Source organism: Halorubrum shenae (assembly GCF_051194165.1).
Classification (GTDB): domain Archaea; phylum Halobacteriota; class Halobacteria; order Halobacteriales; family Haloferacaceae; genus Halorubrum.
Map to the genome: position 1 here is coordinate 375,769 of NZ_JBLZNI010000001.1, position 15,116 is coordinate 390,884.

The window sequence follows — 15,116 nt, forward strand, 5'->3', positions numbered from 1 at the left end:
CGGTGTCGTATCGAGCGGGAAACGGAGGTGACGGATAGTGTCGGTCGCGACGATCGCACTGGCGGTCGTAGCGCTCGGCGCGATCGTGTTCGTCGCCGGCGTCGAGCGAGCGCAGGCGGCGGCAGCGAAAGCCGGCGCCGGTGCGAAGCGGGCTTCGCAGTCGACGGCGGCTGCAGGGCTGGCCGGCGCCGGGCTCGGACTGCAGTTCGGTGACCAGCTCATCAACGCGATCCTCACCGACCCCGGCTTCACGCTCGCCGCGGTGACAGGAATCTTCGGTGGCCTCGGGACCGCCGGGCTCCTCGGCGACGTTAGCGGGCTGCAGTTCGTCCTGATCGGACTGATCGCGTTCGCTGTCGGCTACGCGGTGTTCGGAGGTGACGACTGATGTCGACGTTGTCCGGCTGGGGTGGTCTGCCGACCGGCCCGGTACCGACGACGTGGCTCGCGAGCGTGCTGCTCGGACTCATAGGGCTATACATCGGGGCGATCCCGCTCGCGGGCGAACTAACAACGCCGCTTGAGGCCGGCCTTGCTGCCGCAGGGATGACGGTCTTCAGCGTCTTCATGAGCATCGCGTATCTGGAAGCACGGACGCTCGACCGGCTGGAGGGCGAGCGATGAAGCTGAGCACGCGGCGGACAATCCGCAACTGGTTGCTCGACCTTCCGAATGGGACGATGATCGCCGCAGGAGTCGCTGCGGTCGGCACCATCCTGCTCGGCGTGTTTTCCGAGACAGACGCTGTGGTCCTCGCCGGATTCCTCGGATTCTTCGGGGTTATCTACCTCCACAGCATGGTCTGGTCAGACGCGTGCCCCAACTGTCGCTCGCAGGTCAGTGCGACCTCTGAGCGGTACTGCTCGACGTGCGGAACGCGCCTCGATGAGCTAGAGGCAGCGCCGCCGATCGACGACCGCGTCGACGAACGGTTCCGTCCGGTCGGCCTGAGCGAGATCGAACGGTCACCGCCACCGGAAGCAATCGCTGACGGTGGGGAGTTCGACGAGCCAGACGAGTCGGAGGTGAACGCCTGATGGGTCTCGCAAAGGACGGTGTGAAGCTCGTCGGATTCCTGCTCGTCGCGACGGTCCTCGGAGGCGTGCTCGCCGGCGTCGGTGACGTTACCGTGCCGTCGGTGATCGACGGGACGCCGCTCGGCCCACGGAGTGAGGTCGCGCCGATCGCGTGGACCGTCATCGCGGGGGCAGTGATCTACGGCTTCAGCGAGGTGCGTGGATGAGCCGCGGCGCTGCGGTCGCCGCGGTCAGCCTCGCTGTCCTCCTGGTTGTGACGACGGCGACGCCCGCTCTGGCGGCCGTGGCGCCGACCGACACCGGTCTCTCACCGCAGGCCAACGGGAGCGACGTGTCGAGCGGGCCGTTTGAGCTGTCGGAGCTCCGACGGGGCGGCAACCAGCCGTCGGCGGCGCCGCCAAGCGTACGCTACGTCGGCGATCCGGAAGTCGACGGCGCGATCGCCGTTCGATACCGGCCGGCCGACCCACTGTCGAACGATCCGGTGTACCTCGAAGGCGGTCAGACGCTCAACACGGATACGGTTGAACTCTACTCGACAGTGTTCGGTGAGAGTACCGGCGAGTACGAGATCGTCGTCGTGTACTGGAACGAAGAGACGCGTCAGACCGAGAACGGCAGCGTCGCCGTCGCCGCGAATCAGGAAGTGCAGCGGGCGACCGTCGAAATCGAGGACGGCTACGCGAACGCCCCGGTGGAGCTGAACAGTCACTACGACACGAGCGTCGAGGCAACGACGTGGCTCGAACGCGATGGCGAGCCCGTCGACGGCGCCCGGTGGCGGTTCGAACACGCGTCGGCGCCGGCGAGCCAGCAGGTGCAGATCGAGACCCAAGCGGACGCCTGGTGGTTCAGCTTCCGAACGGCGATCCTCCCGGGAATCGCATCGATCGTCATCGGGCTGTCCGGAGCGAAAGCGACGCTGAAGCTCGCCGGGCGTGGGCCGGGATACAGCCTCACTACGTGGGGTGTCTTCTCGGTATTCGGTATCCTCGGCGTTCTCGGCGGGTTGTACTACGAGGTGGCGACGATAATCGCGCACCTCGATGTGCTGATGGGACTGTCGTTGCTGCCGATTGCGTACGGCGGCGGTCTCCGGATGAGCCCGCCGACCGAGAAGATCGCGTTCGTCCGGAAGGAACTCACTGACGCGGTGAGCCTTCGTCGAGGTGAGACCGACAAGGAACCGGATGCACTCGCCGACGGCGGTGAGACGACGCCGAGTGTGAGCGACTCGGTGGAGCTCGGAGAAGACGGCTACTTCGACGAACTCTACGAGCAACTGGCGATTAAGACGACGATTCGGGCGCCTGACGGCGGGCGAATGGTTCCGAAGAAGGGCATCCGGCCGTTCTTCGCGAGGTTGTTCGCGTCGGCCGCGCGGCTCGACCTGAGCCAGCTGCGGACGCGTGTCCGGGTCGAGGGTGACGCGACCCAGAAGGTGTACGTCGACCCGGACGAGGACGAGGCAGTTGTCCACCGGCCGGCGCACCTACGGCGCCGGATGCCGGTGTGGCACCGGCTTCCGACACCCGACGAGGGGGAGAGCCTGTCGCCGATCACGCGCGGTCTCTACGGGCTGCTCACGGTCGCGACGCTGGCGGCGCCACTGATCGGATGGCAGGTCGGGGTTGCGACGCTCAACACGCCGGTGGTCGGCGCCGGAGTCGGCCTCTTGGTGCTCGCGCTGGAGAGCTACGAGGCGGTCGACGGCTCGATCGACTTCGAGCCGGCGCCGCGCCACGACGTGACGGCGGACGCCTCGCTGACGGTCATGCAGAGCGAGCACGCCGATGCGAAGCTCCTCGAGGACTACGAGGAGATCGCGTGGACAGAGCGGATCAAGACCGCGATGGAAGCCCGTGAAATCGACTCGCGGCGCGACCGGTCGATGATCCAAGCGTTCCTCGAAGACGAGATCGGCGTCGGCCTCGACGCGCTCGGTCTCAACGACAACGCCGGGACCGATGTCCAGGGCGACGACAGCGAGTTCGCGTTCGACGAGACGGATCTGACGCCAGCAGATGATCCGGCGACGCGCCGGGCGGAGGGAGACGATGACTGAAGCGACTCCTCGGTCTCGCACCACTCGGCCGGCGCTCGACGTCCTTGATCACGATCAGGATCGGCTGCTTTACGACGGCGACCTGCGCCGGGAGCCGCCGATCCAGCCGTTAACCGACGGGTTCCACAACGCGTTCCTCGCGCTCTCGTGGTACCAAGCGGCCGGAGTACGGACGCTCGGCCACGTCGAGCGCGTGATCGAGCCGCCGGACATGATGCCGATGTCGGGGCTCTTGGAGGACCTGCTGACCGTCGACGACGACCAGCAGTCGGTGTACGTTCGGCGGCGACTCGTCGAGCAGCTTGACGACGCGTGCGACCTCGCGTACCGGCAGTTCCGCGAGCGTGCCGGTGAGCGGGTAGAGGACGCCGAAGGCGAGACGTGGAGCGACGTCGACCCCGACGAGGAGAGCAACCCGCTGATGCGGCCGGCGTTTCGGCAGCTCGACCAGGGACAGGCAGCCGCGCTGATGGACCTCTGGCGCGGCTTCGAGGACCGCGAGGCGCTCGGTCGGTGGGTGCGGAACCTCTCGGCGTCGACGAACGGCGAGAAGCCCGAGGGACTGCTCGACGAGATCGTGGGCTCGCCGCCGCTCCTCGAGGCGCTGCTCAACCAGAGCGAGCAAGAGGCGAAGGTGACGCGGTATCGGTTCGCCGTGGCGGTCGTGATGCCGTCGTTTCTGACGGCCGCGAGAACGCTGAACGGCGGAGAGAGAACGGACAGCAGCGGTGCGACACACGGAGCGTTCAACTCATGAGCAAGTCATTTTCGAGTCGGGAGAAGAGTCGCCGGAAAGAGGAGGAGGTGCTTCAGCGCCTCCACGAGGACTTCGAGCCGTGGGAGAAGTCGCGGCAGGCGCGGTACCACGCGGGAGAGAAGTCGTGGAGCCGGCTGTCGAATATTCACAACGACGGCGAGAAGATCTACCAGTTCTTCGAGGACAACGACGGGAACAGTCTCAAACCGTTCTGGAAGAAGCTCGAAAGCCTCACCCGGACGGCGCGGGTGTCCGGCTCCGAGAACGCACACCCGGTGTACCGCTACCCGAGCGCGTATCTCGACGCGATCATCCACCTCGACGACGCCGAGAAATGGGCGCTCGAAGAGCAGCGCCTCGACGACGACATCATCGCCGAGCAGCCCCGACCGCGCCGGAAGGTGCTGGAGTGGCTGGCGCGCCCGGAGAACGAGGAAGTGCTCATGTCGATGGGTGACGGCGGGACCGACCTATGGGCGCACTCCGAGCCGGGAGAGGGCAAAACGTCGTTCGCGAACGTGATCGGCGGCGTTCGGATGCCGGAGATCAACAACGAGACGCTGCTCTGGATGCTGACGCTCGACGAGCTCGAGTGTCTCCCGCTCGCGCCGTTCATGACGATCGCGGTGCCAGAGGGCGTCGAGTACGAGGTTCACGCCAAACCGCGGAACCCCACGCTCCCGACGGTCGAGATTGAGCTGACCGACGTGTTCCGCGACACGATCGAGTACAGCGACCCGCGGGACCTAATGACGAAGATCGTCCCTGGCGGGCTCTACGCGGTGCTTCCGGATCCGCTGTTCCGCGGGTGCGAGCAGCTAACGAGAGCGACGTACACGCCGGCGCACCTCGCCGACGAGCCGGCCGAGGTGACGCCGCTTCGGGATGTGAACTTCGCGTTCCTCGAAACGCGGGCGAAGGACGACGAGTTCCTGCACCCGACGACGATGATCAACGACGAGTTCTCCGACCTGGTCCCGCTGAACCCGGAGGCCGACGAGAACGACACGAACCGGAAGGTGAAGGGCTGGCCGGTCGCGCAGGGCAAGGCTCGTAAAAAGAATCTCTCGATGATCAACCTCTCGCACTCGATCGCCCGGTGCGACGAAGGGCCGCGGGAGAAGAACCGGTGGTTCGTCACCATGCCGAACACGCCGCCGCCGGCGAGCTCGCTGTCGGGTATCGGTAACGTCCCGATCAACATGTCGTACATCAACAAGTTCGCGGACCGGAAGGGTCGGGCGGTAATCTGGCGCAACGACAACTTCGCGCCGATCCAGTGGCCGAATCCGTACCGCCGCTACCGGTTCCGCGGCGAGGTCTCGGTGAGCTACCCGCGCCGAGAGGAGGCGCTTGATGCCCTATAGAACCGACCAGTACCGCGAAGATCGGTGCCGACAGCGGCTCAAGAGACTATTTCGTAAATCGGCAGATCTGGGACCCGACGAGATCGATCCCGTTCGGTTCTCTCGCTGTCGGCGAGAGCGCGACCCATACGCGCGCGTATATACCGAAGCGAACGGGGGAGGCGATACTCATGACTGACGAGAACACGGAAACCCACAGCGAAGACGACGACAGAGAGGAATCGCCGCCCGACCTCAGACAGCGAGTGAAGCAGTACGCACTCGCGGCGTTCGCGTGGCTCCGAGCGCAACTCGCACAGTCGGTCGAAGAGATCGCGCCGCAGCTGCGCGGAGCGGTCTCGGGCGTGTCGATCCCGAAGCGCGCGCTCAAGCCGCTCGCGGTCGCCGGCGTGCTGCTCGTCGGCGCAATCGCGCTCGGACCGGCAGCGCCGTTCGACGGCGGCGACACAAACATCGAGACGCAAGAACCGGTCGAAGGAGAGACGTACGAGCCGGTCACCGACGAGACGGAGGAGTCGGTAGCGGACACTCCGAGTCTCGACGGGTCGAACCTAAACACGCTGCCGAGTAGCTACCTCGGCGCTAGCAAGGCAGAGGCACCCGACCCACCGCAGGAGATACGGGCGTCGGCCGGCAGCCAGACCATGAACGTCGAAACAGCAGTCGTCGACGGCGAGCCGGCGATCGTACTCGAAGACGACCGGACGCATGACGGTCGATGGGTGTCGATCGAGACCTCGTGGCTCGAAGAGAATGTCGGCGAGGTTCCGAACGCGGCGTTCATCAACCACGAAGAGCATGGAGAGTACGCCGCGCCGCTGCAAGTTCGTGGTGACTCTGCCGCGTTCTACGTCAAAGAGTTCAGTACCAACACGGTGACGTTCGACGGCGAGGTGACGCTTTCCGGCGTGGAAGCCGGCGACGGAACCGAGTATCAGTACGACCTCAGCTCGACCGAGGACGTCGAGGATCCGTCGATCAATTTGACGGGCGTGGAAAACACTGCCTCAGAGTCGACAAACGCGCGACTGACTGACGGTGAATCACTCTCCGTTAATGTTGGCGGGGCCGACTCTCCGCGAGACGAGACGATCACGCTCACGGGAATCCGTGAGACCACGAGCCGGAGTAAATCATACACTTCGACGAGCGGGACGAGTGAAACGGTCTCAGTCGGCGGCAACACTGCACCTGAGAGCGAATCGATCACCGTAACCGGCAAGCGCGAGACGACGAGCCGGAGTAAATTATACTCGCGTGTGTCGTCGACGAGTGACTCGATCAACGTGGGTGGCAACGTCGATCCGACGGCAACCGTTTCGGTCGACAGGATCGACTCAGACGCGAGTTTTAGCATTAGTGAGAACGGAGAACGGGTTGTTGCCTATATCCCCGACGCGGTGGGGACGTTCAAAGCGGAAGGTGGCAACATCCTGATGACGCCGGTCGATACTGAAGATTATAGCTCCGTCAACGTGGATATGTATATCACGGACGGAGACGCCGGAACCAACGTGTTTGGCGGTACAAAACTCGACTCCAGCACCTCCGGGGACACTCTGTCGGGGAACCACGACGAATTTAGTTTTAACGGCCAGTACGACATATCTGGTTCTAATGGTGTGACTATCGGATGGGAGTTTGAGGATAGCCTTATCGATTTAGATTATGCCTATAAAGAAGGCCCCGTCAATAGTGGCGATCGCGGGTACTACTACCAGACAAGCGTCGATCACACGATCTCGTCTGGGAGCGATTCGTTCTCGACCACCTCGAACACGGGAGAGTATGATCTCGACCTCTCGACCGGGAGCGAGACGATCGACGTGAGTGGGAGTGAGTCGGTCAACGTCGACGTGTCATGGACTGAAGTGACAGAGACGCGCGATCTGTCGCTTTCGCAGGGCGGTACGGAGGTGTGGAGTCATGCCGGGACGCTCGGCGACGGCGAGACGGTATCACAGTCGTTAGACCTTTCGCAAGAGTCGAGCGAACTCGCGTTTTCGACGGCCGGAAACGCAGACGTAGACCTCTCATGGACTGAGGTCACGGAGACTCAGGATCCGACAGTCACGGTTGGCGGATCGACCGTGTCGCACACGGGGACGCTCGGCGACGGCGAGACGGTAACGGAGTCGGTCACTCTCTCGACGGGGTCGCAGTCGGCTGACGTGTCGGTTAACGGTCCGGTCGACGTGTCGGCAGAGTGGACTGAAGTAACCAAGACGCGCGATCCCGCCGTGGAAGTGAACGGTGAGACCGTCGGTCACTCTGAAACCCTCGCGGACGGTGAGACGGTGTCACTCGACGCGAATGCCTCGTGGCTCCAGGAGGGAACCAACCGCGTCAACGTCTCGACGAACTCGCCGACGAGCGGGCCGGCGTCGCTGGTCGGACTCGAGTACTCGCACGGCGCCGAGACGACGACCTCGGCGACGGTCGAGGAGACGACGTGGAGTCAGACCACGAACGTCTCGAACACGTGGCCGTCGGCGCGCTCGAACGCGACGGCGACGCTGCCGATGAACGATCGGGTCGTCGACGTGCGGAACGTCGAGGTCCGCTACAACGGCACGACGTGGGAGCCGGTCGCCGAGAGCGAGTACGCGCTGAACGGCACGGACCTCTCCGTGCAGCTAGGCGACGTGGGCGAGGGCTCGACCACCGAGGTCCGCGCGACGGGCTCGAAGGTCCGCGTCGAGGACGGGGCGATCACCGTGCTCGAGCCGACGACTTCCTCGGATACGCTCAACACGCGGCTCCAGGTCGACGACGCCGGGCCGGACTTCGCGGTCTCGGTCGACTCGACGGTGTTCAGCGACCGCGTGCACTACGCGGAGAATGCGACCTGGGGCGAGACGACCGGCGACACGACGATCACCGCAGAGGGCGGCCAGCGGCTGGCGATGCCGAACGCGACAGCGGGCGCCGAGGCGACGGTGCGGACGTGGCCGATCGAGGTCGCGGTCGCGCAGGACGAGCTGACGGTCGGCGAGCTCGCAGGCGACCGGAGCGAGCCCGGCCTCGCCGTCGAGGGCGATGGAAAGGCTGCGGTCGACTACACGTTCGTCGACGCGGCGGACGCAACGCCCTACATCCTCTACAGCGAGACGAACGCGATCGTCCGCGATGAGGGGCTCGCGTCGTCGCCGATCACGCTCACCGACGACAACTCCGAGGAGACGCTGATCTTCCAGGTCGACGACGGGAGCGCGTCGGGCTCCGGTTCGGGCTCGAACGCTGGCGGCGGCGGTCCCGGTATCATGGACCCGGCTGGCGGCGGGAGCGTGCTCGGACAGCTGCAGGGGCTCGTCCCTGACAGCCGAATCCTCGTGATCGGGGTCGCGCTGCTCGGTGGGCTGGCGGTCGTCGGTCGGCGCACCGGCGTCATTACCGAGTCGCGCACGGACGCCGCCACGAGCGCGGCGAGTTCGGCCGCGGGCACGATCGGTGGGCTCATCGAGCGCATCCTCGCGAACGAGATCGTCTTCGGCGTGCTGATCCTCGGCGGCGCGGCGGGGCTGCTCATGTCGGGGATCCTCTCCGAGCAGGCGACGCTGATCGTCGCGCTCGGGGCGGTGCCGGTAGCGCTATTCTTAGTGCTCCAGCAGTTCGACGCGTTCGACTTCAGAATCTGGGTCGGCTCGACGGCGCTCGTCGGCGTCCTCGGCATTCAGGTGCTCGCGCCGCAGCTCGGCGAGACGCTCGTCGAGGAGACCGGCGTGATCCTCGTCGTCGGCGTGCTCGCGCTCGGGTGGCGAGCGCTCTCGGCGTGGCGGGCGGAAGCGAACACGCCCGATAACGTGACGAACCTCGAAGTGACCGCGGAGGAAGACGACGATGCCTGATCCGCTCCTGATCGGGGTGCTCGGCGACCACGTCGGCAAATCGGTGTTCGTCGGGATCCTCGCCGTAGTCGTACTGCTCCGATTTCGGCGGTACAAGGCGCTCGGCGCTGCGGCGGTCGGTGTGCTGTCGTCGGGAGCGACGGTGGTCGTCGCGGTCGTCGTGACGCTGTTCGGGCTCGTCGCGCTGGGGTACTGGGACCCGCCGATCGCGGAGATCACCGGCGACGCGCTCGGCGCGGGCCGGGCGTTCTACGATGTCGTCGGCGAGTGGCTGCTCGAACAGACGCTCGGCCGGCTCGAACAGGTGGCGGAGTAGAGAGTCGTCCGAGATTTGGCGGATGTTTCTCGCGGCGTGCTGGCGCACTGAGCGTGTTGGGAGATAGGCGAGGGTCTTACACTCTCCTAGTTGGGAGAGGCTGCTGATCCGCTCCGGCTCTGGTACTCACGTGAGAAATCTCTGGACTCTTCAACAGGCGACGTGGTAAGCGAGGCGAGGGTCGAACCGGGAGAGAATACGGAAGATATGACACCGTACACGCTCCTGTACAGCGTTGTCTATCGGATACTCGACGTTGGCGATGGGAGCCCGTTCTACAACGTACGGGATGAACTTCGACACGCGAATATTCAGACGACTGAACGGGTCTACAATCGCATCGGTCGAATATGATCTGTTCTGACATTACCCACAATATTATCAGTCTATATCGAGTATTTCGGCGCATGAGTACGGATCAGAGATATGACGACGAAGAACGGGAAACCCCTCCGCCAAATCAAGGAGGAGGTCAGAACGGCGTAGACGATGCGAAATTGAGTTTTAATTCTAACATCTGGAAAGGTGGGATTGCAATTTCCGGTCTAGCGGCCAGTGGCGCACTGATCTATTTATTCGGGATGGTCGTTATCGCAGCTGTCCTCGTCTCTCTAACAGTCGTCGCAGTAGCGTATCTCAAATATAAATATTCAGGCTCGTAGAGATCTCCCACCACTATTTTCAAAAACATGGCTCTGTTGAAATCCTCAGCAGGTGATATGTTCTTTGGGACGTGCTGAATACAGAGCGTGAATCTCGCACAGAACCATTTGGAAATTTGGTTGAGTTAGATCGGTCAGTACAGGGAAATCACGAATCACTCGATAAACTTAGTTCGCTGAGTCCTGGTTCCCGTTCGGTCGAAGCACCGTATAAAAGAGAAGCCCAAGTTCTGTAAGTACGACTACGCTCCCGATTGAGCGAGCAGCAGTCGATATCCCTGTCGTGTAACCACGTACCGCAACAGCGATATCACCGAGTGCCGCGACTCCCAGCCCGAGCAAAAATACAATTATGAAGAGCAGATAGCGAATCGATGTAAGTAGTTCATCTGTTTTGGAGGGCATCAAAACTAGTTCGAGTGGTGTTTGTGATAACTTTTCTGAAATAGTAAACGACTGACCAGTTCGCAGCTCTCATCAACCGGCTATTTCAGGCGAGAAGATATCTGAAGAATAGGATTTCAACAGAGCCAAACAGCTCTAACTGCTAATCGAGTTTCAGCACAGTATCTGAATAAGGAAACCGTGCTACGATCAACTGTTAGAGTTCGCACTATCCGATGAGAAATCCTTGCTGAATATCGAACTTTAATTTACCAACTATTCAGAGAAGGTTACGTGTCTACTTGCAAAGACCTTATCGTCAGACCGATTCGTTTAGGAGTTCGCCGATGTGTTCATCAATCGCTTCAAGATCCTCGTCAAATACCCCGAACATGGTGAAGTGCCCCCACAAACTGGGGATCGGTCGCAACTCGCTGTCAGGGATCATCGCCTCCTCGTACTTGCAGTCACGGACCGGGAAAAACATATCCTCTTCAAAGGGTATGACGTACACTTTTGCCTCGATCCGCTCGAGCGCCGCTTCAAGATCACCGTCGGTATTTCGGCTCACGTCTCCGTTCTGCCACTTTGTTGCCATCGTGAGCAGGTTGTTCGGATCCATTGGTAGGAACCAATCCTCCCAGAAGTTCGCCATGAAGTCATCGACTGACTGGAATCCTGCCCGATCCCAAGCCTGCTCGGACTCGTGATAGAACTGGGTACTCAGGCCCATTACGGACCAGATAAGCGCGTGTCGGCGCAGTCCCGTGAGGGCGTCGTGCGGTTTGGTGTAGAAACCATCGTTCCAGGCAGGATCTGACCGGATCATCTCTTTGTGCGCCTCGATAAACAGTTGATCGTGTGGCGTAGCCCTGGCCGTCCCGGCGATTGGTGCAGCTCGCTTGACCATGTCCGGATAACGAACAGCCCATTCGTAGGTCTGCTGGGCACCCATCGACCACCCGAGGACAAGCTGAAGTTCGTCGATTCCAAACTCCTCCGTGACGAGTTCGTGCTGGGCGCGAATGTCGTCCTCGATATTCACCTCGGGGAAATAACCCATTCCTCCGTCTTGTGGCGGCGTATTATGCGGTGAAGATGAAAGGCCGTTGCCAAACTGATTCGGGAGAATGATGAAATACTCGGTTGGGTCAATCGCCATGTCTTCACCGATAAACCGCTCCATATCCCGGTGGGTCCCGGAATACATGTGAGGAAAGAGGATGACGTTATCCTTCTCATCGTTTAGGTCACCGAACGTTTGATATGCGAGTTTCGCATCTTGGAGTGTTTGTCCGCTCGCGAGTTCAAAATCACCGAGATCGTATAGTTCAAAGTCGCCGTGTTCGTCTTGGGTATAGTACTCGTTCTCGAGGTAGCGATTTTCTAAAGACATCACATTATTAATGATGATGAATAAGTATAAAGATTCCTATATCTCGTACCACGCAGCAACATGACAAATCCGAGGAGCTACGATACGTTTCGCCGACAACGTACTGATTTCCGTCTCGTGGCATGTTCTAGTGATACGATTACTCCACTCATGAGGCTCTGTCAGTGACAGTGTGACCGGCTCACAGCCTTGAGAAGGTGACCGCGCTGAAGAGATGTTGTCGATAATGTCCGGCTCGGACCCGCCGATCACGATCCCGCCGACGATCTACTCGATCGTCGCGAAAAACGGCGATGGCCGCGATCGAATTGCCCGACATTGACGACGTGGCCGACAACCTGAAGAACTACCTCCAGACGGTCGAGCGCCTCAAAAAGTTCACGTCCACATCGCTACGATCGTGAGCTGACGTCTTTCTCGGCGTGAAGTGAAACGGTTCTAACGTTTGTTTCTAAACAAAATGATCGCCGAGTTCGACTACTTCACAGCGGACTGATGCCATGCTTATAGCGCACGCAACGCCAGGTCACAAGGTGGAGATAACCTGTAGATTAAAACCGCACACAATATAATGCTAAAACATGCCCAACGAAGTAATATGTAAAGCTATTGAAAATGAAAAGAAGCTGAAGTTCAATTACAAAGGTCACCCACGTTGGGTTCAACCATACATCCACGGATGGACCGCTGATGGGGATGAAATGTTCAAAGGATACCAGACTGCAGGCGGGTCCGAGTCATTCTCCAATCCACAATGGCGGAATTTCAAGCCGAAAAACATATCTGAATTACAGTTAACTGAGGAAGACTTTACCAGAGTTCGTGATGATTACGATATAGACCAAGACAATAACGATTACGACGAGGTCCACTGTAAGGTTGATAGATAAATCTTGAATTGACCGAGGGGTGGCTATTGCCGTGTACCTGACTGTTATTTAGGTTCGCGAACTTCCGGGAGACGGTGACGAAGACGAGCTTGTCGACCGGCTGAAGGCGATCGAGTTGCCGGCTGTCGACGACGTGGCCGACGACCTGGAGAACTACCTGCGGACGAAGGAGCGCGCCGAGGAGCTCGACGCCAAGATCGAGCAAACGGACCAGCTTATCGACGAGTTCGTCTACGAACTGTACGGGCTGACTGAGGAGGAGATCGAGATCGTTGAGGAGGCGGTGGGCGAGTGAGTGCCGGTCGCTCGACTCGCTGACAGAAGAGTCGAGTGTTTCGGTGAAAAGTATTCTACAGATAGATGGAGAAGTTGACCACATGACCAGCGAGAAAGCGCTAACAAGGCTGGCAGACGACATTGCGACCGTCATCCCGACTGTCGATCGGAACACCGAGGGACAGTACGGAGACGGGATCGGCTCGGAGTACGAACTCCGGTAGGTGGAACTACTCGTCGACGAGCTACAGCGACACAGCGCGGCGTGTCGAGACACGCAGTTGGGGGTTCTGTACCCCGAGAGCTCCAAGAGCTGCGATTTTCTTCTCCCGGACAGAATCCCGGTCGAGTGCAAGCTGCTCCGATACTGGCGGGCGAACGGCGATCCGGAAGACTCGATGCCGATGCGAGTCTTCAGTCCGTTTCACGAACACACGCTGCTGAGTGATGCCCAGAAGCTGAACGAGTCGGGGTTCGATCGCGACGGGGGACTGCTCGGGCTGTTCTACAAGCGGTCGGATGAGGACCCGAAAGCCGTCGCGAATCTTCCCGAACAGTATACGGCAGAGAGGCTCGCCGACAAGACGGATCGCGATATCGAGTACTGGTTCGATATCGACGTCGACGTGTGTGAGGTTGCGGAGTTCGACGGCCTGCAGCATCTGGTGCAGGCGCAAGGGGCGGCGATCACGTGGGAGATCGAGTCGTAAAGACGTGATTGACACGGTGTACGCTTCACGTTGGAGCGAACTCCACCTCGAGACGCTGTTGATTGGGTACTGAGCGACGAGAGTAGCAGTTATCTAATCAGTATGGGACATAAGCCACCTTGCGATAGAAAACTTGCATAGGGACTGCTGACGCCATCATGTCTGGTCGAGGGAGGTTTGCGTGTCGGAGTCCACGAGGTGGTCGAGCACGCGGTTGTCCGGGTCGACAGTCGAGACGAACCGGAGCAGCCGCTGAACACCGTCGGGATTCTCCTCGATGTTAGCGAAGAAGTGCAGCATACCGTGCAATGCGCGGTTCTGCTTGTGGTAGTCCCACAGCTGGATCTGGCGTTCAAGGTCCGCGTCGTCGAGAACTCTCACGCCCGCCTCTTCGAGCGTCTGGCGTGCCTCCGTGCTCACCTTGGTGCAGATCGCGATGGCGATCGCGGTCGTGTTCTCCGCGACGTTCATCATCGTGCCGAGTTCGGCGCTGACGTTCGAGGCGTCGATGACGCGGTCCTTGACCTCGACCGAGATCATGAGGTCCGGGCCGTGGTAGCCGTCGATGTCGCCGTACCGCTGCTGTCGCGACGAGCCGGTTCGGACCTTGCTCGCGCGGAGCGACAGGTGCGACCACTCGGCTTTGACGTAGCCGTAACAGAGCGCCTGATACGCCGACCCACCTTGCTCGTTGGGCGCCTTCCGGCCGTAGTCGCGGACCACCTTCAGGAACGGGTCCTCGAACGGCGGGTCGCGGCGCTCGTACTCGCTCGACTCGAGTCGCTCTAACCCGAGATCGAACAGCTCCTGCGCGGCGACATATCGGCCGTCGCGGGAGAGCCGGAACGCGAGCTCGAGCATGTCGTCGTACCGCTCCCACTCGCCGGTGTGGTGGCCGGGCGAGCTCGGGAAGTTGGTGCGGTTCAGATCCTCGCGGAACAGCTCGATCAGCTCGTTGTGGAACGTCCGGATTCCCTCGCGGACGTCGCCGCGTTTCAGCGTCAGCGACGACTTCGCCATGCTGTCGTACCGGTCGAGGATGTCAGCGACCGTGATGTCCGGTTCGAAGCCGGCGATCCAGTCGTCGTGTTTCGCCAGCTCCTCGGCGAGGACCACGAAGTCGATTGCGAGCCCGAGCGTCCCCTTCGAGGAGACGAACTGCGCTCCTGCCTCTGAAACGAGCGCGTCGATGACCTCGCGCTCCGCGTCGGAGATCTCGTCGTCGGAGTCGCCGTAGTCAGCCAGATCGGCTTGATCCTCTAAATAAGGGGCCGGAAAGTGACTCGTCAGAAACGCCTCGATCGCTTCGTCTTCGTGGTCGGCGCGACCGTCGGTCCACTTGCTCATCGAGTATACAGTCTACTTAACAGACACTCTTAGAAAGGTTGGCATCATGAGTAAGAGCGAC

Annotated in this window: 15 protein-coding genes and 1 pseudogene; 14 read left to right on the forward strand and 2 right to left on the reverse strand. The window is 61.2% G+C overall.

The window, feature by feature from the left end:
• Positions 1-37: 37 nt before the first annotated feature.
• The 10 genes from ACNS88_RS01995 to ACNS88_RS02040 all read left to right on the forward strand — a co-directional run bounded on the left by ACNS88_RS01995 (position 38) and on the right by ACNS88_RS02040 (position 10,052).
• The gene (locus tag ACNS88_RS01995; protein WP_435093405.1) at positions 38-388 is read left to right on the forward strand and encodes a hypothetical protein; all 351 of its coding nucleotides are present in this window, start codon (positions 38-40) and stop codon (positions 386-388) included.
• Complete coding sequence (locus ACNS88_RS02000) at positions 388-624, forward strand: hypothetical protein (protein ID WP_435093407.1); 237 nt, start codon at positions 388-390, stop codon at positions 622-624. The genes ACNS88_RS01995 and ACNS88_RS02000 overlap by 1 nt, the downstream gene beginning before the upstream one ends.
• Positions 621-1,037 carry a zinc ribbon domain-containing protein gene (locus ACNS88_RS02005; RefSeq protein WP_435093409.1) on the forward strand — a complete coding sequence of 139 codons (417 nt, stop codon included), beginning with the start codon at positions 621-623 and terminating at the stop codon, positions 1,035-1,037. Before ACNS88_RS02000 ends, ACNS88_RS02005 begins: the two co-directional genes overlap by 4 nt.
• A complete protein-coding gene (locus ACNS88_RS02010) occupies positions 1,037-1,243 on the forward strand; it encodes a hypothetical protein (protein ID WP_435093411.1) in 207 nt (68 codons plus the stop codon). Before ACNS88_RS02005 ends, ACNS88_RS02010 begins: the two co-directional genes overlap by 1 nt.
• Positions 1,240-3,102 carry a hypothetical protein gene (locus ACNS88_RS02015; RefSeq protein WP_435093413.1) on the forward strand — a complete coding sequence of 621 codons (1,863 nt, stop codon included), beginning with the start codon at positions 1,240-1,242 and terminating at the stop codon, positions 3,100-3,102. The genes ACNS88_RS02010 and ACNS88_RS02015 overlap by 4 nt, the downstream gene beginning before the upstream one ends.
• Positions 3,095-3,859 carry a hypothetical protein gene (locus ACNS88_RS02020; RefSeq protein WP_435093415.1) on the forward strand — a complete coding sequence of 255 codons (765 nt, stop codon included), beginning with the start codon at positions 3,095-3,097 and terminating at the stop codon, positions 3,857-3,859. Before ACNS88_RS02015 ends, ACNS88_RS02020 begins: the two co-directional genes overlap by 8 nt.
• On the forward strand, positions 3,856-5,226 hold the full coding sequence (locus ACNS88_RS02025) for a hypothetical protein (protein WP_435093416.1): 1,371 nt from the start codon (positions 3,856-3,858) through the stop codon (positions 5,224-5,226). Before ACNS88_RS02020 ends, ACNS88_RS02025 begins: the two co-directional genes overlap by 4 nt.
• A 170-nt stretch (positions 5,227-5,396) precedes the next feature.
• The gene (locus ACNS88_RS02030) at positions 5,397-9,074 is read left to right on the forward strand and encodes a hypothetical protein (RefSeq protein WP_435093418.1); all 3,678 of its coding nucleotides are present in this window, start codon (positions 5,397-5,399) and stop codon (positions 9,072-9,074) included.
• Positions 9,067-9,390: a hypothetical protein gene (locus ACNS88_RS02035; RefSeq protein WP_435093420.1), complete on the forward strand. Its 324-nt coding sequence runs from the start codon at positions 9,067-9,069 to the stop codon at positions 9,388-9,390. Before ACNS88_RS02030 ends, ACNS88_RS02035 begins: the two co-directional genes overlap by 8 nt.
• 407 nt (positions 9,391-9,797) lie before the next feature.
• Positions 9,798-10,052, forward strand: a complete 255-nt coding sequence (locus tag ACNS88_RS02040; protein ID WP_435093422.1) for a hypothetical protein — start codon at positions 9,798-9,800, stop codon at positions 10,050-10,052.
• Between the two features lie 703 nt (positions 10,053-10,755).
• Here ACNS88_RS02040 and ACNS88_RS02045 read toward each other — a convergent pair.
• The gene (locus ACNS88_RS02045) at positions 10,756-11,832 is read right to left on the reverse strand and encodes an alpha/beta fold hydrolase (RefSeq protein ID WP_435093424.1); all 1,077 of its coding nucleotides are present in this window, start codon (positions 11,830-11,832) and stop codon (positions 10,756-10,758) included.
• 581 nt (positions 11,833-12,413) lie between these two features.
• Between ACNS88_RS02045 and ACNS88_RS02050 the strand changes: the two genes are divergently transcribed.
• The 4 genes and pseudogenes from ACNS88_RS02050 to ACNS88_RS02065 all read left to right on the forward strand — a co-directional run bounded on the left by ACNS88_RS02050 (position 12,414) and on the right by ACNS88_RS02065 (position 13,708).
• The gene (locus ACNS88_RS02050; protein WP_435093426.1) at positions 12,414-12,722 is read left to right on the forward strand and encodes a WYL domain-containing protein; all 309 of its coding nucleotides are present in this window, start codon (positions 12,414-12,416) and stop codon (positions 12,720-12,722) included.
• Positions 12,723-12,775: 53 nt separating this feature from the next.
• Positions 12,776-13,017 (forward strand): annotated as a pseudogene (locus tag ACNS88_RS02055) (restriction endonuclease); the annotation flags it as partial.
• Between the two features lie 82 nt (positions 13,018-13,099).
• Entirely contained in the window at positions 13,100-13,222 is a 123-nt protein-coding gene (locus tag ACNS88_RS02060; protein WP_435093428.1) for an SH3 domain-containing protein, read from the forward strand.
• On the forward strand, positions 13,223-13,708 hold the full coding sequence (locus ACNS88_RS02065) for a hypothetical protein (protein ID WP_435093430.1): 486 nt from the start codon (positions 13,223-13,225) through the stop codon (positions 13,706-13,708). It begins immediately after the preceding gene.
• A 156-nt stretch (positions 13,709-13,864) separates the two neighbouring features.
• On the opposite strand, the gene ACNS88_RS02070 is transcribed toward ACNS88_RS02065, so the two are convergent.
• Entirely contained in the window at positions 13,865-15,055 is a 1,191-nt protein-coding gene (locus tag ACNS88_RS02070; RefSeq protein WP_435093432.1) for a hypothetical protein, read from the reverse strand.
• Between the last annotated feature and the right edge of the window lie 61 nt (positions 15,056-15,116).

Coding starts and splice junctions, on each gene's coding strand:
- ACNS88_RS02000 (WP_435093407.1), top strand. CDS start 388: ATGTCGACGTTGTCCGGCTGGGGTGGTCTGCCGACCGGCCCGGTACCG.
- ACNS88_RS02005 (WP_435093409.1), top strand. CDS start 621: ATGAAGCTGAGCACGCGGCGGACAATCCGCAACTGGTTGCTCGACCTT.
- ACNS88_RS02010 (WP_435093411.1), top strand. CDS start 1,037: ATGGGTCTCGCAAAGGACGGTGTGAAGCTCGTCGGATTCCTGCTCGTC.
- ACNS88_RS02015 (WP_435093413.1), top strand. CDS start 1,240: ATGAGCCGCGGCGCTGCGGTCGCCGCGGTCAGCCTCGCTGTCCTCCTG.
- ACNS88_RS02020 (WP_435093415.1), top strand. CDS start 3,095: ATGACTGAAGCGACTCCTCGGTCTCGCACCACTCGGCCGGCGCTCGAC.
- ACNS88_RS02025 (WP_435093416.1), top strand. CDS start 3,856: ATGAGCAAGTCATTTTCGAGTCGGGAGAAGAGTCGCCGGAAAGAGGAG.
- ACNS88_RS02030 (WP_435093418.1), top strand. CDS start 5,397: ATGACTGACGAGAACACGGAAACCCACAGCGAAGACGACGACAGAGAG.
- ACNS88_RS02035 (WP_435093420.1), top strand. CDS start 9,067: ATGCCTGATCCGCTCCTGATCGGGGTGCTCGGCGACCACGTCGGCAAA.
- ACNS88_RS02040 (WP_435093422.1), top strand. CDS start 9,798: ATGAGTACGGATCAGAGATATGACGACGAAGAACGGGAAACCCCTCCG.
- ACNS88_RS02045 (WP_435093424.1), bottom strand. CDS start 11,832: ATGTCTTTAGAAAATCGCTACCTCGAGAACGAGTACTATACCCAAGAC.
- ACNS88_RS02050 (WP_435093426.1), top strand. CDS start 12,414: ATGCCCAACGAAGTAATATGTAAAGCTATTGAAAATGAAAAGAAGCTG.
- ACNS88_RS02060 (WP_435093428.1), top strand. CDS start 13,100: ATGACCAGCGAGAAAGCGCTAACAAGGCTGGCAGACGACATTGCGACC.
- ACNS88_RS02070 (WP_435093432.1), bottom strand. CDS start 15,055: ATGAGCAAGTGGACCGACGGTCGCGCCGACCACGAAGACGAAGCGATC.